This window comes from Pseudomonas sp. 14P5.3.2 (genome assembly GCF_057799175.1).
In genome coordinates this window covers 164,393-190,542 of record NZ_JBYOKU010000003.1, presented here as the reverse complement: position 1 = coordinate 190,542, position 26,150 = coordinate 164,393, and the positions used below count along the sequence as shown (strand labels likewise).

The window sequence follows — 26,150 nt, the reverse complement described above, 5'->3', positions numbered from 1 at the left end:
CTCTAGCGGATCTGATGTTTGTGCAGCAGGCGATAAAACGTCGGCCGCGACACGCCCAGCACCTTCGCCGCCACACTGAGATTGTCGCTGTGCCGGTTCAACACATCGCACAGCGCCTGGCGTTCGGCGCGAGTCTTGTAGTCTTCCAGCGTCCCCATCGGCGCCGAAATCGAGTGCTGACTGAGTAATCCCAGATCCCGGGCTTCGATCTGCCTTCCTTCCGCCAGCACCAGACCACGTCGCACGCGGTTGGCCAGTTCCCGCACGTTGCCTGGCCAATCGTGTTTGCCCATGGCGATCAACGCATCCTCACTGAAGCTGCGCGGACGGCGCCCGGTCTCGTGGCTGTAGAAGTGGGAAAAATGGTTGGCCAGCATCGACAGATCACCGTGGCGTTCGCGCAATGGCGCGGTCACCACTTGCAGCACATTGAGACGGTAATAGAGGTCTTCGCGAAAACGCTTTTTCTCGATGGCCGCTTCCAGGTCGACGTGGGTGGCCGCCAGCACACGAACATCGACCGGGATCGGCTGACTGCCGCCGACGCGCTCGATGTGTTTTTCCTGGAGAAAACGCAACAGGTTAGCCTGCAATTCAAGTGGCAGATCGCCGATTTCATCGAGAAACAGCGTGCCACCATTGGCGGCCTCGATGCGCCCGACCTTGCGCTGATGCGCACCGGTAAAGGCACCTTTCTCGTGGCCAAACAGTTCGGACTGAATCAAATGTTCGGGAATCGCCCCGCAATTGATCGCCACAAACGGCTTGCTGTGGCGTTGGGACTGGCGGTGCAGCGTGCGTGCGACCAGTTCTTTACCGGTGCCGCTTTCGCCTCGGATCAATACCGGGGATTCGGTCGGCGCCAGTTTGCTCAGTAACTTGCGCAGCTCACGGATCGGCTTGCTGTCGCCGAGTAACTCGTGTTCAGGCTGGTCGACGTGAATCGTGCCTTGCCCGCGCAAACGCGCCATGCCGAATGCGCGGCCCAGGGTCACCTGTACGCGTGAGACATCGAACGGCAAGGTATGAAAATCGAAAAACCATTCGCAGACGAAGTCACCGACGTTCTGTAATCGCAGGACTTCCTGATTCAACACTGCGATCCACTCGGTGCCACTGCGGCTGATCAGTTCCTTGACCGCTTCGGGGCGTTCGAGGTGAAAAGGTTGCAGTCGCAGCAGCCCGACATCACATGTCCGATCGGCGGCATTTTCCAGGGTACAACTGTCAACATCCCAGCCCACCGCGCGCAATCCGGGTAACAGGCGGTGGCAGTCGTCACAGGGGTCGACTACCAATAAACGTCGTAACGCTGGCGCTTCGATCATGACTGTTCCTTGGCGCCAAATTTAAGGAAATTATTGTAAAAACAGTCATTTGGCAGACCCGACTGTAACATTAGCAAGAAATTGACAGGGCCTTGTATCGATTGCTTATAGGTATACAAGCTAACGAGTTATAAGAAGCGAGTTTATTAGTTAGCTACCGACTTGCTATCTTTCAGCAAGCTTTCAAAAACGCTCGAAATGTCCGGCCTCAGCAACAAAGTTAAAATTTCTTTGTGTCGTGTGTGACCTGCCACGGGGTTGCGTGCATCAGTACAAGTAACCAGCCGAACGGTAAGCCCAACCGACGGCAGATCATTTGATTGGGCACGACAGAGAGAAGACCCCATGACCGCCCCGCTCCGTATCAACGAAGCTCTTTTGATTGCCAACCACGCGTTCAAACCCTTCCAGTGCGTGGCCTGGGCCCCACAAGACGGCAACGGCGAACTGAACCTGACCGTCATCGATCGCACCAACTCGCACATCGGTCGTCAGCAGATCCCAAGCAGCGCCTACTCCGACCCGGCGCAGCTGGAATTGCTGTTGCAACAGGCCCGTGCTGAATTGAGCAAAGAAGGTTACCGGCTGCAGTCGTGGTCGATGCCGTACTGATCAGAGGGCCATGCGGATGACATTCAGGTCATCCGCCTTGTGTTTCGTTAGTTCCAAACTGCTGTTTATCTCCAGTACTTTTGTACAACTTTCCTTCAAGCGTCAGGCGCCACTGCTTGGCAGGCTTTCATTTGGTTCAAAAAGACACTGTTATGGCACAGTGCGACCCTCCACCTGTTAGTTCTGTCAGTTGAACTTGCGTGTATTCAGGGATTGAATGTTCCGCTCATGCAGTTACCCGCCCGATTCGGGCCTGGTCAACTTGCAAGGAGAAGCATGCATGTCCTCCGAGAACGCCTTTGCGCGCCCGGCACTACTCAATACCTGCGGACAACTGGACAAACAATTTGCCAACACTGGCGTTGCCCAAGTCTATTTCGCCGGCAGTGTTTCCAGCATGACCCAGGATGTTGCGCTGGACCGACAGGGACGCGTGTTGGTCGCCGCCAAGATCGGCACTGCCCAAGGCAGTCGTTTTGGTCTGGCGCGAATACTCGCTGACGGTTCGGCCGACCTCGCGTTTGGACAGCAAGGCAGTGTGATCGGTGAATTTGAACGCGGTTTTGAAGCCACGGGTGGCAAGGTCCAGGTGCTGCCCGACGGGCGAATCCTGCTGGCCGGGCTGCATTATCAAAACACCCATCGCACCCTGCCCGCCCTTGCCCTGTTCAGCGCCGACGGAATTCCCGACCCGGGTTTTGGCGAAAATGGCTGCAAAGTAGTGCGCCTGCCCGGAGACCTGTCCATCGGTTCCCGCGATACCTGGCTACCGCCCGGTGTGCCAGGCGCCGAAGCCTGCGACATCGCCGTGCAAGACGACGGGCACATTCTGCTGATCGCCAATCACCACTTCGAACTTGCCGACCATGCCGGCATGCTGATCCGCCTGATGCCAGACGGCGAGCTCGATACAAGCTTCAATGGCCGCGGCTTCGTGATGATCCGCCATCTGCTGCTCAACACCTGGCTCAGCAGCCTTGTATTGCAGGAAGATGGGCGGATCCTCATCGCTGGCTCAATTGACTTCCCCCAAGAGGGGCTGGTCGCGCGCTATTTGCCTGACGGGCGCCTTGATGAACGTTTCGCGGTGGATGGTTTCCTCGCCTTCAAGGCCCACGGCCAAAGCGCGATGGTCAGTCAGGTCATCGAGTCGCAGGAGCATCTGCACTGCTTTGGCAGCAGTCGTGATCCGATCCGCTGCCTGGCGCTGAGCCTTCACCGCAATGGTCGTCCGGAATTGCGCAACAACTCAGGCCTCCCGCATCTGCTGGAAATCGGTCCCAGCGGTTGCCAGTGGAGCGCAGCCCAATGCATGGCTGATGGCCGAATCATCGCGGTGGGTGCAACGATTGGCGGGATCGAAGCGGATTTCATCGTGGCACGCTATCTGCTCGACGGACGACTCGACGCGCAGTTCGGCAACGGCGGCTGGCTACGCACGCGTCTGGGGCACAGCCTGGACACCGCCAATTCACTCGCCGTGCAGGTAGACGGGCGCATCCTGGTTGGCGGCTATTCACTGGACGGCAACTACCGCGCCATGGTCGCGCGCTATCTGAATCAATAACTCCCGCGGACTTGAACTTGCCAGACACTTGCGGCAACTTGCGCGCTTCTTAATACAAGGAGCAACCGATGTCCGGTTCACTGGCCCAGGCGTTCGCGCACAATTTCCTCGGGCATTCGCCCCGCTGGTACAAGGCGTGCATCGTCGGGTTCCTGATCCTCAACGCCGTGGTGCTGTTCACTGTCGGCCCGGTCGCCGCCGGCTGGCTGCTGGTGATCGAGTTCATTTTCACCCTGGCCATGGCCCTCAAGTGCTATCCGTTGATGCCCGGCGGGTTGTTGCTGATCGAAGCCCTGCTGCTGAAGATGACCACGCCGCAGGCGCTGTACGATGAGTTGGTGCACAACTTTCCGGTGATCCTGCTGCTGATGTTCATGGTCGCAGGCATCTACTTCATGAAAGACCTGCTGCTATTTCTGTTCTCGCGCCTGCTGTTGGGCGTGCGTTCCAAGGCGCTGCTGGCGCTGATGTTCTGTTTTCTCTCGGCGTTTCTGTCGGCGTTTCTTGATGCGCTGACCGTGACGGCGGTGATCATCAGCGCGGCGGTCGGTTTCTATTCGGTTTACCACCGCGTAGCCTCGGGCAACGATCCGCGCCAGGACAGCGAATTCAGCGACGACCGGCACCTGCCAGCCCTGCACCATGACGATCTCGAACAGTTTCGCGCATTCCTGCGCAGCCTGCTGATGCACGGCGCGGTGGGCACCGCACTCGGCGGGGTCTGTACGTTGGTGGGCGAGCCGCAGAATCTGCTGATCGGCCATGAGATGGGCTGGCACTTCGCAGAGTTCTTCTTGAAGGTCGCGCCGGTGTCGCTGCCGGTACTGGTGGCGGGCCTGCTGACCTGCATGCTGCTGGAAAAATTGCGCTGGTTTAGCTACGGCACCCTGCTGCCGGACAACGTGCGTGCCGTGCTAGCCAATTACGCCGCCGAAGACAACGCCGAACGCACACCGCGCCAGCGTGCCGCCCTGCTGGTGCAAGGCACTGCTGCGTTGATCCTGATAGGTTGCCTGGCGTTTCATGTCGCCGAGGTCGGCCTGATCGGTCTGATGGTGATCGTGTTGATCACCGCGTTCACTGGCATCACCGACGAGCATCGCCTGGGCAGCGCCTTCAAAGACGCCATGCCGTTCACTGCATTGCTGGTGGTGTTCTTTGCCGTGGTCGCGGTGATTCACGATCAACAACTGTTTGCCCCGTTGATCCAGTGGGTGCTGGCCCTGCCGGCGGAGCAACAACCGGGCATGCTGTTCATTGCCAACGGCCTGCTCTCGGCGATCAGCGACAACGTGTTCGTCGCCACCATCTACATCACCGAAGTGAAACAGGCGTTCCTGTCCGGGCACATGAGCCGCGAGCATTTCGAGACACTGGCGATCGCGATCAACACCGGCACCAACCTGCCGAGCGTGGCAACACCGAATGGTCAGGCGGCGTTCCTGTTCCTGCTGACCTCGGCGATCGCGCCGCTGGTGCGTCTGTCGTACGGGCGGATGGTGTGGATGGCGTTGCCGTACACCGTGGTGATGGGGTTGCTGGGGTGGTATGCGGTGAGTTACTGGCTCTGACAACACGCGATTAAAACTGTGGGAGCGGGCTTGCTCGCGAAGACGGAGTATCAGGCACTTGATGTGTTGACTGACACACCGCATTCGCGAGCAAGCCCGCTCCCACAGTTTGTTTCCGGGTGAATCAGCGACCGAGGATGTACTTCTCGATCGCCTGCGCCACGCCATCGTCGGTGTTTGGCGCGGTCACTGCATCGGCCTGCCGTCGCACCGCTTCTTCCGCCTGCCCCATGGCGATCGAGAACCCGGCACGATGGAACATCGCCGGGTCATTACCGCCATCGCCAATCGCGGCGGTGTGCTCCAGCGGCACGTTCAGGTACTCGGCAATCGTCGACAGCGCGGTACCCTTGTTAGCCTCCAGCGCCGTGACGTCCAGATACACCGGTTGCGAACGTGAAACCTGCGCCTGTCCCTCAACCTTGGTCAACAAACGGGCTTCCAGTTCAATCAGCAGATCCGTGTTCTGACTGGTGGCGACGATCTTGTCGATCCTTTGCAAATATGGCTCGAAACTCTCCACCACCACCGGCGGATAGCCAAGACCGTGCTGTTCACGCGGCACCATTGGCCCGTTGGGGTCTTTGAGCAGCCAGTCACCGCCACTGAACACCCAGATTTCAACACCTGGCTGATCGATGAACGTCGCCAAAGCCGTCAGCGCCACCGTTACCGGCAGATAGTGCGCAGCCAGCAGCGTGCCATCAGGCTTGACGATGGTGCCGCCGTTGAACGCCGCTGTCGGCACGTCGATACCCAAGGCTTCGATCTGCTGCAACATGGCTTTGGGCGGACGCCCGGTGGCCAGGCTGAAGAACACGCCCGCCTCGCGCAACGAGCGAACCGCGTCGAGGGTGCGCTGGCTCAGACTGTGATCGGGCAGCAACAGTGTGCCGTCCATGTCACTGAGCAGAAAACGGATGGAGTGTTGCGTTGCGTTACTCATCCCAGACCATGCCAGACGCGACCATCGCGAGTCAGCAGATCATTGGCGGCTTGTGGACCATCTTCACCGGCAGCGTAGCTCTGCACGCTGGAATCCTGCTGCCAGGCGTCGAGGAACGGTTGCACCGCACGCCAGCCGTTCTCGATGTTGTCGGCACGCTGGAACAGCGTCTGATCGCCGGTCAGGCAGTCATAGATCAGCGTTTCGTAACCGGTTGACGGCTGCATCTCGAAAAAGTCCTTGTACGCGAACCCCAGCTCGATGTTGGCCATGTTCAACGCCGGCCCCGGCCGTTTGGCCAGCAGGTCGAACCACATGCCCTCATTGGGCTGGATCTGGATACGCAGATAGGTTGGCTGCAGCTCGTCGACCTCGGTGTCACGGAACTGCGCGTACGGCGCCGGTTTGAAGCAGATGACGATCTCGGTGTCGCGTACGCTCATGCGCTTGCCGGTGCGCAAATAGAACGGCACACCGACCCAGCGCCAATTGTCGATCATGACTTTCAGCGCGACGTAGGTTTCGGTGCTGCTGTCGGGCGAAACGTTCGGCTCCTGACGGTAACCGTTCAACGCTTTGCCATCGACTTCACCGGCGCTGTATTGACCGCGTACCGAATTGGCTCGCGCCTCCTCGACCGTCCATGGGCGGATCGCGCCGACCACTTTGGCCTTCTCGCCACGCACCGCGTCAGCGCCGAACGCGGCCGGTGGTTCCATGGCGACCATCGCCAGCAACTGGAACAGGTGATTGGGCACCATGTCCCGCAACGCGCCGGTGTGTTCGTAAAAACTGCCACGGGTTTCAACACCGACAGTTTCCGCGGCGGTGATCTGCACGTGGTCGATGTAATGGTTGTTCCAGAACGCCTCGAACAGGCTGTTGGAGAACCGGCTGACCAGAATGTTCTGCACGGTTTCCTTGCCCAGATAATGGTCGATCCGATAGATCTGTTTCTCGGACATGACCTTGAGCAGGCAGGCGTTCAAGGCTTCGGCGGTTTGCAGATCGGAGCCGAACGGCTTCTCGATGACCACCCTTCTGAACGCCTCGGGGGTTTCCTCCAGCAGTTTGGCCGCGCCGAGTCGGCGCACCACTTCACTGAAGAAACGTGGCGCGGTGGCCAGGTAGAACACCGCATTGCCAGTGCCGCTGTCGGCGATTTTCGCCGCCAGCGCTGAATAGGTGCTGTCGTCCAGGAAGTCACCCTGGACGTAGCTGATACCTTTGGCGAGCTTGGCCCACAAGGCCGGATCAAGCATCTGATCGCCCTTGCCGACCTTCGCCGCCACTTCGGTACGGATGAAGTCTTCGAGTTTTTGCGCGAAGGCTTCATCGCTAATGGCGTTGTGGTCAACGCCGACGATCCGCAGGCCATCATTCAGCAGGCCGTCGCGACTCAGGTTGTACAGCGCCGGCATCAGCAAGCGCTTGACCAGGTCACCGTGGGCACCGAACAGAAACAGCGTGGTCGGTGGAGCGGGTTCTGCCTTGGATTTCCTGCGGATCGTATGGGTCATTTTTTCGGTGTCTCCACATGGCCGCCGAAGCCGAAGCGTTGGGCCGAAAGGATCTTGTCGCCAAAGGTGCCCTGACCGCGGGAGCGGTAGCGCGAGAACAACGAGTTCGACAGCACCGGCACCGGCACTGCCTGTTCCATGGCCGCTTCGATGGTCCATTGACCTTCGCCGCTGTCAGCCACCGAACCGGAGAACCCATCGAGTTTCGGGTCGCTGGCCAGCGCGTCGGCGGTGAGGTCCAGCAGCCAGGACGAAACCACGCTGCCACGACGCCAGACTTCGGCGATGTCGGCAACATTCAGGTCAAAGCGCTGGTCTTCCGGCAGACGCTCGCTGGATTTGGTCTTGAGGATGTCGAAGCCTTCGGCAAACGCGGCCATCATGCCGTACTCGATGCCATTGTGGATCATCTTCACGAAGTGACCGGCACCGGCAGGACCGGCGTGAATGTAGCCGTGCTCGGCACGGTGATCATCGGACTTGCGGTCCTTGGTGCGCGGAATCTCGCCCATGCCCGGTGCCAGCGCAGCGAACAGCGGGTCAAGGCGCTGCACGGTCTCGGCATCGCCGCCGATCATCATGCAATAGCCGCGCTCCAGGCCCCAGACGCCGCCGGAGGTGCCGACGTCGATGTAGTGCAGGCCTTTCTCGGACAGAGTCTTGGCCCGGCGGATGTCATCCTTATAGTTGGTGTTGCCGCCGTCGATGATGGTGTCACCGGCTTCCAGCAAGTCGCTCAGGGTGTTGATGGTGTCTTCGGTCGGTGCGCCGGCCGGCAGCATGACCCACACGGCGCGTGGCTTGGCCAGGCCTGCCACCAGGGCCGGCAGGTCGGCAACGCCCGTAGCGCCCTCGGCGGCCAGGGTGTCGACAAAAGCGGTATTGCGGTCGTAAACAACGGTGGTGTGACCGTTGAGCATCAGGCGCCGCGCAATATTGCCGCCCATGCGGCCCAGTCCAATAATCCCGAGTTGCATGTGCTGATGCTCCTTACTGCAAATAAATGTGTGTCAAAGGTTATAGCCCAACGTGATCCATGGAGGTTAGTCCAGAGCGTCGGGTGGGAAGTTTCCGGGCATTGTGCCCGATCCAGACTGATAACGTCGGGAAACGTGCCGAAGACACACCGACCATGAAAAATAAAAAAGTTCCATTCACGTGCAAAAGAAATCAAAATTGGCGCCGATAGCAAGTCAGTAGCCCCGACGCGGGGACGATTTGCAGTTGAGACACGCCATTTGCGAGGTGAGCAATGGGCACAGTACACACAGCAATGCCGCCACAAACCCTGTACGTCACGATCCGACGTGATGAATTGCGCCAGTTGAAAGACGAGCGCGACCAGTTGAAGCAGGAGCTGGCGCAGCTGCGCTCGCTGACTCAGGGCGCCCAGCCCAAACCTCTGCCGGTTGTCCAGCGTAATCCGCACGCCTGACCTGTCTCGCCAGCTTCGGGAACGGCACCTGTCGTTCCCGACATGATGCCCCCCCGCCCCTGATCAGCAACTAACAAAGTTTTCACACTGCCTTGGTGATACTCCGGCCCATTCTGGCCGTGCGTTTGCGCGCGGCTTCCGTTCGTCGGTTTTGATGTAGCGCTCCGACGGTGGTTAGTGACGATGAGCTGGAGTGCTGAATGGCATTGTTCAAACGCAGCAAAACGACTGCGACAGGTTTCGACTGGGCCGGGGTTCTCTGGCTGTTCGCGTTCTTCTGGTATTTCTCGGGCATCACCCAACTGCTGATCCAGCTGACCGGCACCTCCGGTTTCAGCGGTTTCCGTCAAGCCTTCGTGATGAGTGCGCTCTGGCTCGCCCCGATGCTGGCGTTCCCCAAGCGCACCAAGCTGCTCGCCGCGTTGATCGGCGTGGTCCTGTGGGCCTGCTCGATGGCCAGCCTGGGTTACTTCTTTATCTATCAGCAGGAATTTTCGCAAAGCGTCATCTTCATCATGTTCGAGTCGAACGTGTCTGAGGCAGGCGAGTACATGACCCAGTACTTCGCGTGGTGGATGATCCCGGCATTCCTCGCCCATACCGCTTTCGCCTACTTCCTGTGGACCCGCCTGCGCCCGGTTTACATGCCCCGTGGCCGCGCTTTCGTCGCCGCGTTGGCGATCCTGATTGCCGTGGTTGGCTACCCGCTGATCAAACAAACCCAGCGCACCGGCAGTTTCGCCGGCGGTTTCGAGAAGTTCGAAGACCGCATCGAGCCAGCCGTGCCTTGGCAGATGGCGGTGGCTTACCACCGCTACCTCGATACGCTGGCCGGCATGGAAGAGATGCTGCACAGCACCAGCAAGGTCCCGCCGCTGCATAACCTCAAGGTTGCAGACGCCGATAAACCTTCGACCCTGGTGCTGGTGATCGGCGAATCGACCAACCGTCAGCGCATGAGCCTGTACGGCTATCCGCGCAAGACCACGCCGGAGCTGGACAAGCTCAAGGATCAGCTCGCGGTGTTCGACAACGTCATCACTCCGCGCCCTTACACCATTGAAGCGCTGCAACAGGTCCTGACCTTCGCCGACGAAGAGAATCCTGATCTGTACCTGTCGACGCCTTCGCTGGTCAGCATGATGAAACAGGCCGGCTACAAGACGTTCTGGATCACCAACCAGCAAACCATGACCAAGCGCAACACCATGCTCACGACCTTCTCCGAACAGGCCGACGAGCAGGTGTACCTGAACAACAACCGTAATCAGAACGCCGCGCAGTACGACGGTGACGTGATCGAGCCGTTCAACAAGGCGCTGACTGATCCGGCTCAACGCAAGCTGATCGTCGTGCATCTGCTCGGCACTCACATGAGCTACCAGTACCGTTATCCGCCGACCTTCGACAAGTTCCAGGACCGTACCGGCGTGCCGGCCGGTGTGCGTGATGACCAGGTGCCGACCTACAACAGCTATGACAACGCCGTGCTGTACAACGATTTCGTGGTGTCGAGCCTGATCAAGGACTACGCCAAGTCCGATCCGAACGGTTTCCTGCTGTACCTCTCCGACCACGGAGAAGACGTGTTCGACTCCGCCGGCCACAACACCCTTGGCCGTAACGAGAACAAACCGACCGCGCCGATGTACACCATTCCGTTCATGGCCTGGGCTTCGCCGAAATGGCGCGAGAACCATGACTGGAACTTCGCCGCGGACCTGGGGCGGCCTTACAGCAGCTCGCACCTGATCCACACTTGGGCAGACATGGCCGGTTTGAGTTTCGATGAGCTGGACCGCACCAAGAGCCTGGTCAGCGACAGCTTCAAGCCGCGTCCGCTGATGATCGGCAACCCGTACGAGCGTGAGCAGCGCGCGCTGATCGACTTCAGCCTGATGAAGCCGAAAAAGGTCGAGCCTGCCGCTGCGAATGTCGTGCAGCAGTAACTGCCTGGAAGGCGCCGGTTTCGAGAGATCGCAATCGGCGCAACGTATAAAGAAAAAGCTCCGTATCGCAAGATACGGAGCTTTTTTCGTTTCGGGCGGACAGGTTGCTCGCTTGTGCAGGGCTCTCCTGTGCCGTTTGAAGCGAATCGGCACAGCCAGCATGCTCGAACGTGCCCTCCCCTTGAAAAAGCAGCCAGCGCGCTCAGAGAGCACCAGTGAACCGCACTGCTGGACTCAAGGGGTTTTCCAGCACAAAAACAAACGCCCCGAACAGGTCGGGGCGTTTGTGGGTGCATTCGCCTGGGTGCTTTCACACCCTTGGCGGCGCAGATCCGGCGCTATCAGTAAGCCTTGCCGGTCTTGTAGAAGTTCTCGAAGCAGAAGTTGGTGGCTTCGATGTAGCCTTCGGCGCCACCGCAGTCAAAACGCTTGCCCTTGAACTTGTAAGCCATTACGCAGCCGTTCTGGGCCTGCTTCATCAGGGCGTCGGTGATCTGGATTTCGCCACCCTTGCCTGGCTCGGTCTGCTCGATCAGATCGAAGATGTCCGGGGTCAGGATGTAACGACCAATGATCGCCAGGTTCGACGGAGCGTCTTCCGGCTTTGGCTTCTCGACCATGCTGTGTACGCGGTAGATGTCGTCGCGGATCATCTCGCCAGCAATCACGCCGTATTTGCTGGTTTCCTGTGGATCGACTTCCTGAATGGCGATGATCGAGCAGCGGAACTGCTTGTACAGCTTGACCATCTGGGTCAGTACGCCGTCGCCTTCGAGGTTGACGCACAGGTCGTCCGCCAGTACCACGGCGAACGGCTCGTCACCGATCAGTGGGCGACCGGTCAGAATCGCGTGGCCCAGGCCTTTCATTTCGGTCTGACGGGTGTAGGAGAACGAGCACTCGTCGAGCAGCTTGCGGATGCCGACCAGGTATTTTTCCTTGTCGGTACCTTTGATCTGGTTTTCCAGCTCATAGCTGATGTCGAAGTGGTCTTCCAGAGCACGCTTGCCACGACCGGTCACGATCGAGATTTCAGTCAGGCCAGCATCCAGAGCTTCTTCAACGCCGTACTGGATCAGTGGCTTGTTTACCACCGGCAGCATTTCTTTGGGCATGGCTTTAGTCGCTGGCAGGAAGCGAGTACCGTAACCGGCTGCTGGGAACAAGCATTTCTTGATCATATAAGTCCTTGAAAGGGCTGTGTGTACGAGTTTCGGCGCAGTCTAATCAGGCGGCGTGCACCTTACAATGCCCCGCACTGGCTAACCGATGCCAACATAGAGAAATATTCTCTCCGATAGTTCCGTTGGCGTCTTAGACACGCGAAAACAGAGTAGCTCAAACACGCAAATGCGCTGCATCACCATACGCTCATCGTCCCCCAATGTGAGGATTTGTCGGTATCATGGCGCCTTTGAACCAGCGAACGAGACAAATAGATGGCCGCGGTAAAAATCATCAACGGGTATGTGATCGACAAGAAAGACGGCAAGTGGACGCTGACCACTACCAATGGCGAACACATCGCCGGGCCTTTCGACAGCGAGCAGTTGGCGACGGATGTGGCGTCAGTGTTCACCGACACACCGGCGTCGTCCAAACGCCGTGGCAAAGATCAGGACTGATCTGTAGCGACACATCCCGAGCCCTGCCCTTGTGCAGGGCTTTTTGTGACTGCCGGGCACACCAGCGCAAACAAGTGGCCAATCGCTATAACCTTTTCACTCCGGCGCTGTCAGAGCGTTTAGCCCCTCCCTCGCTGAAGACGACACACTTATGAACATGAAAAGATTGCTGCCGCTGATCGCGGTATTGGCCCTGGGTGGCTGTGCCACCTCGCAAACCACCTACCTGAACAACGGCGAACAGGGCCTGACCATCGATTGCTCGGGCGAGGCCAACTCCTGGGCCACCTGCTATGAGAAAGCCGATGCCTCCTGTGCCGGCACCGGTTATCGCATTGTCGGGACCGATGGCACGCCGGCCCCCAAAGAAAGCGACAAGACTTTGGGGGTCGATGTCGGCAACTACAAAAACCGTAGCGTGGTGGTGGTCTGCAAATAGACCCTACATGTGAATCTCGGCGAATTTGATCCCGAGCCCACGCACGATCTCGATCAAGTCGTCGAGCCGGGCAAAGGATTCGACTTCGTCGTTATCGTCCACCAGGAAATAGCTGCGACCGGCGCTCTTCTTGAAAAAAACGATCCACTCACCCGGGTTCGCCGGATTTTGAATGACATGCGTGGCAGAGATAAGGCCCTCTGCATGCCGTTCCCGTACTTGCTCTCGCTTCATGCGCGACTCCAGAAATGAAAATGCCGTCACAGCATGACTGTGACGGCATCGGTGCTGATGGCCGCTATTCTATCAGCCGGAAATACAGGCATTGGCGGCGTTTTGCACGTCACGAGGGCGAATCGGCACATTGGACATGCGCTCATGCAGCTTGATGCTGCTGCCGCCGGAGCGGTCGTCGATGTCAAACACCGCTGCCGCGCCAGTGGAAAATTTCCCGGGGACAATCACTCGCACGCCATCCTTGTGCGGCTGCATCTGCAGCGCGCCACGGCTGCTGGCCAGCTTGTCCGCAAGGCACTGAGCATACTCATGGGGTTTCTTGCCGGAAATCACGCTCATGGTCGGCAAGGTTTCATTGATCTCGGAAACACTCGCGCAACCACCCATGACCAACATCAACGGCAGACACACCACACCCCACTTCATACAAATACCTCCCATAAAGACCCTCGGACAGCAGTAATGCCATTTTTCTCCGAGGCTTACTCCATTAAACCCGCATCGAATCGCGAATAACTGTTTTTAATTGTCAAAGCAGCGCTCGACGGCGGGATAATAACCTGTTCGGGCTGATAAACTGCGCCAATCGCACATGCTATCGTTTTGATTTAGTAGAAAAAGCCCTTCTGGAGGCGCCCATGAAATTCATTCACCAGCGCGAGCACCTCAACGAAGACGACATTGTCGTCATCCAATGCTCGCAAACCTGCAACATCCGATTGATGAACGACGCCAACTTCCGCGCGTTCAAGAATGGCGGACGCCACACCTACCACGGCGGCGCTTTCGACAAGTTTCCTGCGCGCATCACCGCGCCGAGCACCGGTTTCTGGAATATCACCATCGACACCGTCAGCCGTCGCGCCATCAGCGTCACGCGCAAACCGAACCTGACCCACTCGATCAAGATCATCCGCCGCTCCAGCACCAAACTCAGCTGAGTCGCCCTAACACAAGGTAAGTACGACCGTGGCCCAAACGACCAAATACGTCATCAAATACAAGCTCAACGGTGATCGCCGCTTCGAGTTCGCGCAACTGGAGCACGGCACCGTGGAAGAAGCCAAGGCTGCACTGGATGCCATCCACGGCCAGACCGATGACGTGATCAGCGATATCGCCGTCAGCAAAGCCCTGTAACGCAGTCCGTCGAATTCAACCGCAAGCGGCGGGGTGTTCTGCCGCAGGGACTTGCCCAGACTGACAGCCTAGACCAAGTGTTCAGGAGTCAGCATGTCAATGTCCCCGTCACGGCTGGATGCGCTCGATTGGTCCAGCCTGGAGCAGCAACTGGACCAGTACGGCTACGCCATCATCCGTTCGCTGCTGTCGGCGCCAGCCTGTGAGCGCTTGAGCGCCCTGTATTCACAGACCGAACCGTTTCGCTCGCAGGTCATCATGGCCCGCCACGGTTTCGGTCGCGGGGAGTACAAATACTTTCGATATCCCCTTCCGACCACCCTCGAGCGTCTGCGCAACGCGCTATACCCGCGCCTGATGCCGTTGGCTAATCGCTGGTACGAACGCATGAATTTGCCCGTCCGATTTCCCGCAACCCATGCCGAGTTTTTGCAGCAGTGCCACGCCGCCGGCCAGTTGCGACCGACGCCACTGCTGTTGCAATACGGCCCGCAGGACTACAACTGCCTGCATCAGGATCTGTATGGAGAACTGGTTTTCCCTCTGCAGGTGGCGATTCTTCTGTCAGCGCCGGGGCAAGACTTTACCGGCGGCGAGTTCGTCCTGACCGAGCAACGCCCGCGCATGCAGTCGCGTCCGCACGTCGTGGATATGCACAAGGGTGATGCAGTGCTTTTCGCAGTGAACCAGCGCCCGGTCAGAGGCACACGCGGCGACTACCGGGTGACCATGCGTCACGGCGTCAGTCGCCTGCACAGTGGAAATCGGCATACCCTAGGCATCATCTTCCACGACGCGTCCTGAGCAGCATGCAACCGACCACTTTCGACCTGTTCGCCGACCACGAACCCGAGCAGCAACCCCGTACCGAACAGATCGGCGAGCAATCGTGGGTGTTGCGCGGCTTCGCCCTGCCGGTGCTCGATCAACTGCTGCCGGCGCTGGATGCCGTTCTCGCCGCAGCGCCGTTGCGTCACATGATGACGCCGGGTGGTTTCAGCATGTCGGTGGGCACCAGCAGTTGCGGCGCACTGGGCTGGATCACCGACCGCAGCGGTTATCGCTATAGCGCACGGGATCCACTGACCGGCAACCCTTGGCCAGCAATGCCTGAGGTGCTGTCCGAGCTGGCACAGACAGCGGCGCAGCGTGCAGGATTTGCCGACTTCCGCGCAGATTCCTGCCTGATCAACCAATATATCCCCGGGGCCAAGATGTCTTTGCATCAGGACAAAGACGAAAATGCCTACGCCGCGCCGATCGTCTCACTGTCCCTGGGCTTGCCGGCCATGTTCCTGTTCGGTGGTTTTGCCCGCAGCGACAAGAGCCAGCGCATTCCTCTGCTGCACGGCGACATGGTGATCTGGGGCGGCGTTGATCGCCTGCGTTTTCACGGGGTGCTGCCGATCAAACCCGGCCAGCATCCGCGTCTGGGCGAACGGCGGATCAACCTGACTTTCCGTGTTGCCGGATGATCCTGAAAAGTTTGACCGCAAGGCCCGGAGTGTTACGAACATCGCCGCTGGTTAACCTGAATCAAACAGGTCAACGGACTACTCGCCATGAAAAAGCTGTCGCCAATCATCAACGTTGAAACCGATCCACGCTGGGCTGCCGTCGTTGCGCGGGATCCTCGGGCTGACGGGCAGTTTGTCTACGCGGTGAAGACCACCGGCATCTATTGCCGCCCGAGCAGCCTGTCGCGGTTGCCCAAGCCGCAGAATGTCGAATTCTTCGACAACGCCGAAGCCGCCGAGGCGGCGGGTTACCGGCCGAGCAAGCGCACGAGCAAGGATCAGACTGACGTCGCCAGCCAACACGCCGCGACTGTGGCGATGGCTTGCCGCCAGATCGAGTCTTGCGAAACGGCGCCCGCGCTCAGCGAGCTCGCCGAAGCTGCCGGCCTCAGTCCTTTCCATTTTCACCGGGTGTTCAAGGCCGCTACCGGCCTGACGCCCAAGGGTTACGCAGCGGCGCATCGCTCGCGCAGGGTGCGGGAACGGCTCGCGGGTGGCGGCTCAGTGACGGATGCGCTGTACGACGCTGGTTTCAACTCCAACAGTCGCTTTTACGAATCAGCCGACAAGGTCCTGGGCATGAAGCCCGGAGACTATCGCGCTGCCGGGCGCAACAACGACATTCATTTTGCCGTCGGCCAATGCTCGCTCGGGGCGATTCTGGTGGCGCAAAGCGAACGCGGCGTGTGCGCGATTCTCTTGGGCGATGATCCGCATCAACTGGTCTGCGACCTGCAGGATCAGTTTCGTCAGGCCAACCTGATTGGCGCCGATGCCGGATTCGAACAGTTGATCGCCAAAGTGGTGGGTTTCATCGAAGCCCCGGCACTGGGCCTCGACTTGCCACTGGACGTACGCGGTACGGCGTTTCAGGAACGGGTGTGGCAGGCACTGCGGGAAATCCCGGCGGGCCGCACCGCCAGTTACGCCGAGATCGCTCAACGCATTGGTGCGCCGACCTCCATGCGCGCCGTGGCGCAGGCGTGTGGCGCCAACCGTCTGGCCGTAGCAATCCCCTGCCATCGCGTGGTGCGCAGCGATGGCAATCTCTCGGGGTATCGCTGGGGCGTAGAGCGCAAGCGCCAGTTGCTGGAACGCGAAACCCAGTCTTAGCGCACGCCGATGTAGACCGACACGGACTCGGGGCCGGTATAGGCCTCGAAGTCGGTAGCGTAACGACGCTGGATCTGCGGATTCTCCTCAAAGAACTTCCAGATCTTTCCCCAGGTCGAGATGACCGCGTCAGGCAACGGCCCCTGCGCTTCGAATACCAGATACTCGCCCGCCTCGATCAGGACCGACTCGAAGTCTTTGGTCGGGGCATTCACGGCGACGCCGGCAGTGACATCGAACTCACCCGAGGCATCTGACTCGTAAGCCGAATACACGCCATAAATCGGCGAATTGGCTGACTTGCCCGGGATGGTTTCGGCCAACTCCTCGCCGAAAAACCGGCCCCACATCGGGCCGATTTTTGCGGTCTCGGGTTGGTGCTCTGTGGCGTTGGTGGTACGAACCCGCAGGCCGGCGACGGTGAAGGCGTCGATTTGCTGTCGTTTCAAGTCCATCGAAATTGCCGCTCCCTGAATAGAAATGCGGCCACACGGGCCGCAATGACGCCTACTTTGTCAGCGATTGACGTCGACCACAACCCTGCCGCGAAGCTGTCCGGCGAGCAACTTGGGTGCCGCGTCGATGGCCTCGCTCAGGGCGATTTCATGACTGATCAAGGGCAACAGGGCGAAGTCCAGATCCTTGGCCAGACGCTCCCAGGCCTCGATCCGCCGCGCTTTGGGCTGAGTTACGCTGTTGATCCCCGCCAGCGTCACGCCGCGCAGAATGAACGGCGCCACCGACGCCGGAAAATCCATACCCTGAGCCAGACCGCAGGCAGCGACGGTGCCCTCGGCGCGGGTACTGGCGCAAGCGTTGGCCAAGGTGTGACTGCCGACCGAATCGATCACTCCGGCCCAACGTTCCTTGGCCAGCGGTCTGCCCGGCTCCGACAAGGTTGCGCGGTCGATGATCTCGCTGGCGCCCAGTTGCTTCAGGTAGTCATGCTCGGACACCCGGCCCGTGGACGCCACCACGCGATAACCGAGCTTGCTGAGCAAGGCGATGGCGAAACTGCCCACCCCGCCATTGGCGCCGGTCACCAGCACTTCGCCCTGATCCGGGGTCACGCCGTTACGCTCCAGCGCCAGAATGCACAGCATCGCCGTGTAGCCGGCGGTACCAATGGCCATGGCTTGCGCGGCGGTAAAGGCTTTGGGCAACGGAATCAGCCAGTCGCCATTGAGCCGCGCCTTCTGCGCCAGCCCGCCCCAGTGACTTTCGCCCACCCCCCAGCCATTGAGCAGCACCTGATCACCGGCCTGGTAGTCGGGATGCGAACTGACTTCCACCGTGCCCGCCAGATCGATCCCCGGCACCATCGGAAACTTGCGCACCACCGGACTGCTGCCGGTAATCGCCAGACCGTCCTTGAAGTTCAGCGTGCTGTACGCGACCTTCACCGTCACGTCGCCATCGGGCAACTGTGCTTCGCTGATCTGCTGCAGGCTGGCGCGGTAACCGCTGTCGTCTTTGTCGATCAAAATGCCGTTGAACATGGCTGCCTCTCAATCAATGATTTCAAATCCTCGTGCCCTGAAATAACACAAAGCAACACATTGCCCCACCCGACTTTGCGCCAATTCGCAAATCCGCCAAGTAATTGTGAAGCGGGCGGCTATGCTTTTTCGACGGTCGTGCTTTCGCTGTCATCCCTGCTGAAAGCGGCCCCTGTCGATGGAGCTGACAATGCCTTACCCGCGCTCATTGCTAGCGATGCTGATGCTGTGCCTGCTGATCATTGGCAACACTTGGGCAGCCTCCCCCCCTGCGACGAAAGACACTGCGGGCAGCGCGCCGACATGGCCGCAAGTGATTACCAGCGGCAAGGCCAGACTCACCGTGTATCAGCCGCAACTCGACAGTTGGGATGGCTACACCCTCAATGCCCGCGCTGCCGTCGAAGCCACCGGAGCCGATGGCAAACCCACTTTCGGCATTGTCCAGTTCAGCGCGCACACGCTGGTCGACAAGGCCACGCGCTGGGTCGCGCTGGATCAATACAAGATCATCAAGGCCGACTTCCCCGCCGATGCCAGTCAGGCCGACGTCTGGCTTGGAGCCCTGCAAAAAGATGCCGAAAGCCGCAAGAAAACCATATCCCTCGATCAACTCGAAGCCGCGGTCGGCGTGCTGTCGGCAGAGCAGAAAGCCGACAGCGCGCCACTGGAAAATACCCCGCCCGCGATCATCAGTTCCGACGTCCCTGCCCTGCTCGTCTACATCGATGGCGACGCCGTCTACCGGGCGGTCGAGGGCACCGGGCTGCAACGGGTGATCAACACCCGTCCGCTATTGCTCAAGGACGCCGAAGGCAAACACTACCTGCACGTGTTCGACGGCTGGATGGTCGCTGGTAGCCTGAACGGCGAATACACCCGGCTGGCCACGCCGCCGGCTGATCTGGAGAAAGCCAAACAGGCGGCAATCCAGAGTCGTCAGGTCGATCTGCTGACCGGCCAGAGCGATCCGAAAGACAAGGTTCCGAGTCTGGCCAAATCACCGCAACCGAAAACCTTCATCGCCACCACGCCCACTGAACTGATCGTCACCGACGGCGCGCCGCAGTGGCTGCCGATACAGGGCACCCGTCTGCTGTATGTGAGCAATACCACCGGGCATATCTTCAAGGAAATCGGCGACCAGAACAGTTACGTGCTGATCTCCGGCCGCTGGTTCCGCGCCGCTGACATGCAAGGCCCGTGGACCTTCACCCCGGCTGACAAACTGCCGGCAGACTTCGCCAATATCCCGGATGACAGCCCGAAAGAGAACGTCAAGGCGTCGGTCGCCGGCACGCCACAGGCCAGGGAAGCCGCGATCGCTGCAACCATTCCACAAACCTCGGCGATCAAGAAAAGCGCAGTGAAAATGACCGCGCCGCAGTTCGATGGCGAGCCGCAGTTGAAGGCGATCAACAGCACGCCGCTGCAATACGTGGTCAACAGCGCGACGCCGATCATTCGGGTCGACAGCGACAGCTGGTATGCGGTGGAAAACGGAATCTGGTTCAGCGCCACCTCGGTTAACGGGCCTTGGGCCGTGGCCAGCTCCGTACCGGCGGTGGTCTATTCGATCCCGCCGAGTTCACCGATGCATTACCTCACCTACGTCAAAGTCTATGAATCCAGCGGCGATACCGTGGTGGTGGGCTATACCCCCGGCTATCAAGGATCGAATCTGGATCCGGCCACGGGTGTCGTGGTCTATGGCACCGGTTATCCCTACACGCCGTGGGTCGGCAGCGTCTGGTACGGGCCACCGGTGACCTACGGTTTCGGCGTCGCCATGCGCTACACGCCGTGGACCGGTTGGACCTTCGGTTTCGGCTTCGGCTGGAGCTGGGGCGGCAACACCGTGGCGATGGGTTGGGGCTGGGGCGCTTATCCATGGTGGGGCAATTACGGCTGGGGTTACGCCTGGGGCCCGCGCCTGTATCCCGCGCCGCTGGCCTGGGGCGGCGCCGCTTACGGCTATCGCGGGGGCGCCGTGGCCTGGGGGCCCGGTGGCTGGGCCGGCACCACCGGCAATATCTATCGGCAATGGGGCGACCGCGCGACCGTCAGTCGTTATGGCGCCGGGTACAACGCCTGGACCGGCAATCGCTGGGCCGGACAGGTCGGCTCCTCCTACAACTCGCGCACCGGCATTGCGGCCGCAGGCCAGCGCGGTGCCGTACACAATGTCTACAACGGCAATTACGCGGCCGGGCGCAGTGGTGAGGTGGTCGGGCCGAACGGTGGCGCCATCGCCGGTGGAAAAGTGACCGCAGGCAATGCTCGCAATGGCACCCAGGTCACCGCCAATCGTGGCGCGGTGTACAACCCCAACACCGACAAGACCACACAATATGGCGGCGTGAAAGGACGAAACGGCGGCGCCGCCCGAGTGGGCGACAACGTCTATGCCGGGCACGACGGCAACGTCTACAAGAAAACCGACAACGGCTGGCAATCGATGGTCAAGGGCAGCCCGACTCGCACGGCACCGGTCAACAACAATGCCCAGTTGCAAAACCTCAATCGCGAGTCGGCCGCACGTAACTTCGGCAACCAGCGAACCAACAACTTTCACAATTCCTCGCAAGTCATGAACCGGTCATTTGGAGGCGGCGGTGGCGGTGGCGGTGGTTTTCATCGACGCTGACGGCGCGCGACTGTCCGTGTGCGAAAAAATCGGACTGGCCCTGGGGCCGGCTTAGCTGTTAAAAAACCGGTTCTGCCGTCCCTGCCCCGCTTCATCGTTCGGAGAACCGCTTCCATGAGCCAATGGCCTGACACCCGCATCCTTGACCTGCTCGGCATCGAGCTGCCGATCATCCAGGCCCCGATGGCCGGTGCCACGAACTCGTCCATGGTGATCGCCGTGTGCAACGCCGGCGGCTTGGGTTCGATGCCAGCCGCGATGCTGAGCATCGAGCAGTTGCGCGAAGAGCTGAAGACCATTCGCGAGCACACTCGCAAGCCGTTCAACGTCAATTTCTTCTGCCACCAGCCACCGGCCGCCAATGAACAGCTCGCGCAAGACTGGAAAAATCTGCTGGAGCCGTACTACCGCGAACTGGGTGTCGATTTCGACGCACCGACACCGGTTTCCAACCGGGCGCCATTCGATGCGGCAGCGTGCGAAGTGCTGGACGAGTTTCGCCCGGAAGTGGTGAGTTTTCACTTTGGTCTGCCGGAGAAATCCTTGCTGGATCGGGTCAAGGCCACGGGTGCGAAAATCCTTTCGTCCGCCACCACTGTCGATGAAGCGGTGTGGCTTGAGCAAAACGGTTGCGACGCGATCATCGCCATGGGTTACGAGGCTGGCGGGCATCGCGGGATGTTTCTCAGCGATGACCTGAGCAGCCAGGTCGGCACCTTTGCTCTGGTTCCGCAGATCGTTGATGCGGTGAAGGTGCCGGTGATCGCTGCCGGGGCCATCGCCGATGCGCGCGGTGTGGCCGCGGCGTTGCTGCTCGGCGCGTCAGCGGTACAGGTCGGCACCGCGTATCTGTTCACCCCGGAAGCGAAAGTCAGTGCCTCGCATCACCAGGCGCTGCGTACCGCCAAGGAGAGCGAAACCGCGATGACCAACCTGTTCACCGGCCGTCCGGCTCGCGGCATTCTCAATCGGGTGATGCGCGAAATCGGGCCGATGTCGCCCATCGCCCCGGCGTTCCCGCTGGCTGGCGGGGCGCTGATGCCATTGCGCGCCAAAAGTGAAGCGCAATTCAGTAACTTCTGGGCCGGTCAGGCTTTCCCGCTGGGCAAGGAGCTGAGCAGCGCCGAACTGACCCAGGAACTGGCGCAAGGCGCACTGGCAAAATTGGTCCGTCGCTGATCCGATCCAGGGTGAGGCACGGTACAGCTTCATCCTGTATACAACAGCACTTCCTGTTTAGCGGCGTTTCGCTATATATTTCGCTATATAGCGTTTCACCCCCTCGCATCGGTGCAGTCCACCCACAACAATAACTGCCCTCTGCACTCGCCCATAACGGAGCTGTTACATGACCATTCGTGCCTCACGTTTTGCCCCAACCTGCCTGGCTTCCCTGCTGGCGGTATTCGCTTTCGGCGCCGCTCAGGCTGATGAAGTGCAGGTGGCAGTTGCCGCCAACTTCACCGCACCGATCCAGGCAATTGCTGCCGATTTCGAAAAAGACACCGGGCACAAACTGGTCGCCGCCTACGGTGCCACCGGTCAGTTCTATACCCAGATCAAGAACGGCGCACCGTTCGAAGTGTTCCTCTCGGCTGACGACACCACTCCGGCAAAACTGGAAACCGAAGGCGACACCGTCAAAGGCTCGCGCTTCACCTACGCCATCGGCACCCTGGCACTGTGGTCGGCGAAAGAAGGTTACGTCGATTCGAAGGGTGAAGTCCTGAAGAAAAACGAGTACCAGCACCTGTCCATCGCCAATCCGAAAGCCGCGCCATATGGCCTGGCCGCCACTCAGGTGCTGGAAAAACTCCAGCTGACTGAAGCGACCAAAGCCAAGATCGTCGAAGGCCAGAACATCACTCAGGCCTATCAGTTCGTGTCCACCGGCAACGCTGAACTGGGCTTCGTGGCGCTGTCGCAGATCTACAAGGACGGCAAGGTCACCAGCGGTTCGGCATGGATCGTTCCAGCGAGCATGCACGACCCGATCAAACAGGACGCGGTGATTCTGAACAAAGGCAAGGACAGCGCCGCCGCCAAAGCCCTGGTTGAATACCTCAAAGGCCCGAAAGCCGCTGCGGTGATCAAGTCCTACGGTTACCAGCTCTAAATGTCGCTGACGAGTGCCGACTTCGCGGCGATCTGGCTGACCCTGAAACTGGCGTCCCTGACCACCGCTATCCTGCTGGTCGTCGGCACTCCGATTGCCCTGTGGTTGTCGCGCAGCCGTTCCTGGCTGCGCGGCCCCATCGGCGCAATCGTCGCCCTGCCCCTCGTACTGCCGCCGACCGTGATCGGCTTCTATCTGCTGCTGGCGATGGGTCCCAACGGCTTTCTCGGCCATTTCACTCAGTGGCTGGGCCTGGGCACCCTGACTTTCAGCTTCACCGGGCTGGTGATCGGTTCGGTGATCTATTCCATGCCGTTCGTGGTGCAACCGTTGCAAAACGCGTTCTCGGCGATCGGCACCCGCCCACTGGAAGTGGCCGCAACGTTGCGCGCCAATCCATGGGACACTTTTTTCAGCGTGATCCTGCCTCTGGCCCGCCCCGGTTTCGTGACCGCGGCGATCCTCGGCTTCGCGCACACCGTCGGTGAATTCGGCGTCGTGCTGATGATCGGCGGCAACATTCCCGACAAGACCCGAGTGGTCTCGGTGCAAATCTACGACCACGTCGAGGCCATGGAATATGCCCAGGCCCATTGGCTGGCCGGGGCGATGCTGGTGTTTTCGTTTCTGGTGTTGCTGGCGCTCTACTCCAGCCGCAAGACCCGCGCGGGCTGGAGCTGATCAATGATTGATGCACGTCTGAAAATCGCTTATTCGGGTTTCAGCCTGGATGTCGATCTGCATTTGCCGGGACACGGCGTGACCGCGCTCTACGGTCATTCCGGCTCAGGCAAGACCACCTGCCTGCGTTGTATCGCCGGTCTTGAGCGGGCCGAACAGGGTTTCATCAAGGTCAACGACGAAGTCTGGCAGGACAGCGAGCGACGAATTTTTGTCCCGCCGCACAAACGTTCAATCGGTTATGTGTTCCAGGAAGCGAGTCTGTTTCCGCACCTGTCGGTACTGGCCAACCTGCAGTTCGGCCTCAAACGCATCGCCAAGGCCCAGCGTCGGGTCGACATGGCGCAGGCCACCGAACTGCTGGGCATCGGCCATTTGCTGGAGCGCCATCCGCAGCACCTGTCCGGCGGCGAACGCCAGCGAGTCGGCATCGCCCGCGCACTGTTGACCAGCCCGAAACTGTTGCTGATGGATGAGCCGCTGGCCGCCCTCGACAGCCAGCGCAAAAACGAAATCCTGCCGTACCTGCAACGTCTGCACGATGAGCTGGAGATTCCAGTGCTCTACGTCAGCCACGCGCAAGATGAAGTGGCTCGCCTGGCCGATCATCTGGTGTTGCTCAGCGACGGCAAGGCCCTGGCCAGCGGCCCGATTGGCGAAACGCTCGCCCGGCTGGATCTGCCAATGGCGATGGGCGATGACGCCGGGGTGATCATCGAAGGCCAGGTCAGCGCCTACGATGCCGAGTACCAGTTGCTCAGCCTGCAATTGCCGGCCACCGCCATGAACATCCGGGTGACTCACGCGCCGATGGCAGTCGGCCAAGCCCTGCGCTGCAAGGTGCATGCGCGGGACATCAGTCTGGCCCTGCACAACAGCGAGGCCAGCAGCATCCTCAATCGCTTGCCGGTGACCGTGGTCAGCGAGCTGGCGGCGGACAATGCCGCGCATGTGCTGATTCGTCTCGATGCCGGCGGCACACCGCTGCTGGCGCGGATCACGCGGTTTTCCCGGGATCAGCTCGGCATACACCCGGGCCAGCATTTGTGGGCGCAGATCAAGGCCGTCGCCGTACTGGCCTGAATTCGTTGGCACGACGGCCATGGCGCGCGGTCAATCGCTGTAACAGAGCGATTCGCCAAGGACACTGCCATGCCCGACACCGCGCCAGCCGACGTGCTCCCACCCGACCTGCATTACGTCGACGATACCCAACCCGGCCTGACCCGCAAAAAACTGCGCGGCAAGTTCGTCTATTTCGATCCGGCCGGGCAGCGCATCAGCGACCCCGACGAGATCAAACGGATCAATTCGCTCGCGGTGCCGCCGGCCTACACCGACGTGTGGATCTGCGCCGATCCGCGTGGCCATTTGCAGGCCACTGGCCGCGATGCCCGGGGCCGCAAGCAGTATCGCTATCACCCACGCTGGCGCGAAGTGCGCGATGCAGACAAGTACTCGCGCTTGCGTGAATTCGGCCTAGCGCTGCCAAAACTGCGCAAACAGCTTGAAACGCTGCTGGATGCTCCCGGCTTCAGTCGCGACAAGGTGATGGCCACTGTCATCACGCTGCTCGACGCCACACTGATCCGCGTCGGCAACACCCAGTACGCGCGGGACAACCGCTCCTATGGCCTGACTACCCTGCGCAGCCGGCATGTCGAGGTCAACGGCAGCGCGATTCTGTTCCAGTTTCGCGGCAAAAGCGGCATCGACCACCAGATCACCGTGAAAGACCGGCGCCTGGCGCGCATCATCAAGCGCTGCCTGGAAATCCCCGGACAGAATCTGTTCCAGTACCTGGACGAAAACGGTGAGCGACACTCCGTCAGCTCGCACGACGTCAACACCTATCTGAAAACCATCACCGGCGCCGACTTCACTGCCAAGGATTACCGAACCTGGGCCGGCAGTGCGCTGGCCCTGGCGGTATTGCGCGAGCTGCAATGGGAGTCGGAAACCGAGGCGAAACGGCATGTGGTGGAGATGGTCAAGAGCGTGTCCAAACAGTTAGGCAACACCCCGGCGGTGTGCCGCAAGTGCTACATCCATCCGGCCGTGGTCGAGCGCTTCCTGCTCGGTGCGCTGGCCGAACTGCCACGCCCGAGGGTGCGCAAGGGCTTGCGCTCCGAGGAAGTGGCGCTGGCGATGTTTCTTGAGCAAATGATGGATGCGCCTTGATCTGCGCTGGATGGGTGGTCTAGGCTA

The 26,150-nt window shown here is 60.2% G+C and carries 27 protein-coding genes; 18 read left to right on the top strand and 9 right to left on the bottom strand.

Going from position 1 to position 26,150, the window contains the following annotated elements:
• Positions 1–2: 2 nt before the first annotated feature.
• Positions 3–1,328, bottom strand: a complete 1,326-nt coding sequence (locus tag AC27VU_RS03855) for a sigma-54 dependent transcriptional regulator (RefSeq protein WP_003225372.1) — start codon at positions 1,326–1,328, stop codon at positions 3–5.
• 345 nt (positions 1,329–1,673) lie between these two features.
• On the opposite strand from AC27VU_RS03855, the gene AC27VU_RS03850 reads away from it, so the two are divergent.
• From AC27VU_RS03850 to nhaB, 3 genes are all read left to right on the top strand, one after another.
• Positions 1,674–1,940, top strand: a complete 267-nt coding sequence (locus AC27VU_RS03850) for a hypothetical protein (protein WP_488723451.1) — start codon at positions 1,674–1,676, stop codon at positions 1,938–1,940.
• A gap of 280 nt (positions 1,941–2,220) precedes the next feature.
• The gene (locus tag AC27VU_RS03845; RefSeq protein ID WP_488723450.1) at positions 2,221–3,507 is read left to right on the top strand and encodes an NHL repeat-containing protein; all 1,287 of its coding nucleotides are present in this window, start codon (positions 2,221–2,223) and stop codon (positions 3,505–3,507) included.
• A gap of 68 nt (positions 3,508–3,575) precedes the next feature.
• Positions 3,576–5,078: a sodium/proton antiporter NhaB gene (nhaB, locus tag AC27VU_RS03840; RefSeq protein WP_488723449.1), complete on the top strand. Its 1,503-nt coding sequence runs from the start codon at positions 3,576–3,578 to the stop codon at positions 5,076–5,078.
• A 124-nt stretch (positions 5,079–5,202) separates the two neighbouring features.
• Here the strand turns inward: nhaB and AC27VU_RS03835 are convergent, their stop codons facing one another.
• The 3 genes from AC27VU_RS03835 to gnd are packed head-to-tail and all read right to left on the bottom strand — an operon-like array spanning position 5,203 to position 8,545.
• Complete coding sequence (locus AC27VU_RS03835) at positions 5,203–6,024, bottom strand: HAD family hydrolase (RefSeq protein WP_488723448.1); 822 nt, start codon at positions 6,022–6,024, stop codon at positions 5,203–5,205.
• Positions 6,021–7,544 carry a glucose-6-phosphate dehydrogenase gene (gene zwf / locus AC27VU_RS03830; protein WP_003225382.1) on the bottom strand — a complete coding sequence of 508 codons (1,524 nt, stop codon included), beginning with the start codon at positions 7,542–7,544 and terminating at the stop codon, positions 6,021–6,023. The genes AC27VU_RS03835 and zwf overlap by 4 nt, the downstream gene beginning before the upstream one ends.
• Positions 7,541–8,545 carry a phosphogluconate dehydrogenase (NAD(+)-dependent, decarboxylating) gene (gnd, locus tag AC27VU_RS03825; RefSeq protein WP_332307559.1) on the bottom strand — a complete coding sequence of 335 codons (1,005 nt, stop codon included), beginning with the start codon at positions 8,543–8,545 and terminating at the stop codon, positions 7,541–7,543. Before gnd ends, zwf begins: the two co-directional genes overlap by 4 nt.
• A gap of 251 nt (positions 8,546–8,796) precedes the next feature.
• On the opposite strand from gnd, the gene AC27VU_RS03820 reads away from it, so the two are divergent.
• Positions 8,797–8,979 carry a DUF6026 family protein gene (locus tag AC27VU_RS03820; protein WP_003225385.1) on the top strand — a complete coding sequence of 61 codons (183 nt, stop codon included), beginning with the start codon at positions 8,797–8,799 and terminating at the stop codon, positions 8,977–8,979.
• A gap of 200 nt (positions 8,980–9,179) precedes the next feature.
• The gene (locus tag AC27VU_RS03815) at positions 9,180–10,928 is read left to right on the top strand and encodes a phosphoethanolamine transferase CptA (protein WP_488723447.1); all 1,749 of its coding nucleotides are present in this window, start codon (positions 9,180–9,182) and stop codon (positions 10,926–10,928) included.
• 341 nt (positions 10,929–11,269) lie between these two features.
• On the opposite strand, the gene galU is transcribed toward AC27VU_RS03815, so the two are convergent.
• On the bottom strand, positions 11,270–12,109 hold the full coding sequence (galU, locus tag AC27VU_RS03810) for a UTP--glucose-1-phosphate uridylyltransferase GalU (protein ID WP_007912230.1): 840 nt from the start codon (positions 12,107–12,109) through the stop codon (positions 11,270–11,272).
• A 258-nt stretch (positions 12,110–12,367) separates the two neighbouring features.
• Between galU and AC27VU_RS03805 the strand changes: the two genes are divergently transcribed.
• Both AC27VU_RS03805 and AC27VU_RS03800 read left to right on the top strand, forming a co-directional pair.
• The gene (locus AC27VU_RS03805) at positions 12,368–12,553 is read left to right on the top strand and encodes a hypothetical protein (RefSeq protein ID WP_003225388.1); all 186 of its coding nucleotides are present in this window, start codon (positions 12,368–12,370) and stop codon (positions 12,551–12,553) included.
• 157 nt (positions 12,554–12,710) lie between these two features.
• Positions 12,711–12,992, top strand: a complete 282-nt coding sequence (locus AC27VU_RS03800) for a hypothetical protein (RefSeq protein ID WP_226499456.1) — start codon at positions 12,711–12,713, stop codon at positions 12,990–12,992.
• Between the two features lie 3 nt (positions 12,993–12,995).
• Here AC27VU_RS03800 and AC27VU_RS03795 read toward each other — a convergent pair whose 3' ends face one another.
• Both AC27VU_RS03795 and AC27VU_RS03790 read right to left on the bottom strand, forming a co-directional pair.
• Positions 12,996–13,226 carry a hypothetical protein gene (locus tag AC27VU_RS03795; protein ID WP_003225391.1) on the bottom strand — a complete coding sequence of 77 codons (231 nt, stop codon included), beginning with the start codon at positions 13,224–13,226 and terminating at the stop codon, positions 12,996–12,998.
• A 72-nt stretch (positions 13,227–13,298) separates the two neighbouring features.
• Entirely contained in the window at positions 13,299–13,655 is a 357-nt protein-coding gene (locus AC27VU_RS03790) for a hypothetical protein (protein ID WP_262141107.1), read from the bottom strand.
• A 212-nt stretch (positions 13,656–13,867) separates the two neighbouring features.
• Here AC27VU_RS03790 and AC27VU_RS03785 point away from each other — a divergent pair, with 212 nt between their 5' ends.
• The 5 genes from AC27VU_RS03785 to ada all read left to right on the top strand — a co-directional run bounded on the left by AC27VU_RS03785 (position 13,868) and on the right by ada (position 16,999).
• Positions 13,868–14,170 carry a DUF1883 domain-containing protein gene (locus AC27VU_RS03785; protein WP_003225394.1) on the top strand — a complete coding sequence of 101 codons (303 nt, stop codon included), beginning with the start codon at positions 13,868–13,870 and terminating at the stop codon, positions 14,168–14,170.
• A gap of 28 nt (positions 14,171–14,198) precedes the next feature.
• Positions 14,199–14,369 carry a hypothetical protein gene (locus tag AC27VU_RS03780; RefSeq protein WP_003225397.1) on the top strand — a complete coding sequence of 57 codons (171 nt, stop codon included), beginning with the start codon at positions 14,199–14,201 and terminating at the stop codon, positions 14,367–14,369.
• A 93-nt stretch (positions 14,370–14,462) separates the two neighbouring features.
• Positions 14,463–15,173 carry a 2OG-Fe(II) oxygenase gene (locus AC27VU_RS03775; RefSeq protein WP_488723446.1) on the top strand — a complete coding sequence of 237 codons (711 nt, stop codon included), beginning with the start codon at positions 14,463–14,465 and terminating at the stop codon, positions 15,171–15,173.
• Between the two features lie 5 nt (positions 15,174–15,178).
• Entirely contained in the window at positions 15,179–15,844 is a 666-nt protein-coding gene (gene alkB / locus AC27VU_RS03770; protein WP_488723445.1) for a DNA oxidative demethylase AlkB, read from the top strand.
• Between the two features lie 87 nt (positions 15,845–15,931).
• Positions 15,932–16,999 (top strand): bifunctional DNA-binding transcriptional regulator/O6-methylguanine-DNA methyltransferase Ada, encoded by a 1,068-nt coding sequence (gene ada / locus AC27VU_RS03765; RefSeq protein WP_488723444.1) that lies wholly within the window; start codon positions 15,932–15,934, stop codon positions 16,997–16,999.
• Here ada and AC27VU_RS03760 read toward each other — a convergent pair.
• Together AC27VU_RS03760 and acuI are read right to left on the bottom strand one after the other, a co-directional pair.
• Positions 16,996–17,454, bottom strand: coding sequence for a GyrI-like domain-containing protein (locus tag AC27VU_RS03760; protein ID WP_488723443.1), 459 nt, complete (start codon positions 17,452–17,454; stop codon positions 16,996–16,998). The two genes, ada and AC27VU_RS03760, sit on opposite strands and share 4 nt — an antisense overlap.
• Before the next feature lie 60 nt (positions 17,455–17,514).
• Positions 17,515–18,498, bottom strand: coding sequence for an acrylyl-CoA reductase (NADPH) (gene acuI, locus AC27VU_RS03755; RefSeq protein WP_488723442.1), 984 nt, complete (start codon positions 18,496–18,498; stop codon positions 17,515–17,517).
• Positions 18,499–18,688: 190 nt separating this feature from the next.
• Between acuI and AC27VU_RS03750 the strand changes: the two genes are divergently transcribed.
• From AC27VU_RS03750 to AC27VU_RS03725, 6 genes are all read left to right on the top strand, one after another.
• Positions 18,689–21,145, top strand: a complete 2,457-nt coding sequence (locus AC27VU_RS03750; protein WP_488723441.1) for an autotransporter — start codon at positions 18,689–18,691, stop codon at positions 21,143–21,145.
• Between the two features lie 114 nt (positions 21,146–21,259).
• Positions 21,260–22,324: an NAD(P)H-dependent flavin oxidoreductase gene (locus tag AC27VU_RS03745; RefSeq protein ID WP_488723440.1), complete on the top strand. Its 1,065-nt coding sequence runs from the start codon at positions 21,260–21,262 to the stop codon at positions 22,322–22,324.
• A gap of 169 nt (positions 22,325–22,493) precedes the next feature.
• The gene (modA, locus tag AC27VU_RS03740) at positions 22,494–23,261 is read left to right on the top strand and encodes a molybdate ABC transporter substrate-binding protein (RefSeq protein WP_488723439.1); all 768 of its coding nucleotides are present in this window, start codon (positions 22,494–22,496) and stop codon (positions 23,259–23,261) included.
• Positions 23,262–23,942: a molybdate ABC transporter permease subunit gene (modB, locus tag AC27VU_RS03735; protein WP_003225407.1), complete on the top strand. Its 681-nt coding sequence runs from the start codon at positions 23,262–23,264 to the stop codon at positions 23,940–23,942.
• A gap of 3 nt (positions 23,943–23,945) precedes the next feature.
• Positions 23,946–25,025 carry a molybdenum ABC transporter ATP-binding protein gene (gene modC, locus AC27VU_RS03730; RefSeq protein ID WP_488723438.1) on the top strand — a complete coding sequence of 360 codons (1,080 nt, stop codon included), beginning with the start codon at positions 23,946–23,948 and terminating at the stop codon, positions 25,023–25,025.
• A 69-nt stretch (positions 25,026–25,094) separates the two neighbouring features.
• On the top strand, positions 25,095–26,123 hold the full coding sequence (locus AC27VU_RS03725; protein WP_488723437.1) for a DNA topoisomerase IB: 1,029 nt from the start codon (positions 25,095–25,097) through the stop codon (positions 26,121–26,123).
• Positions 26,124–26,150: the final 27 nt, after the last annotated feature.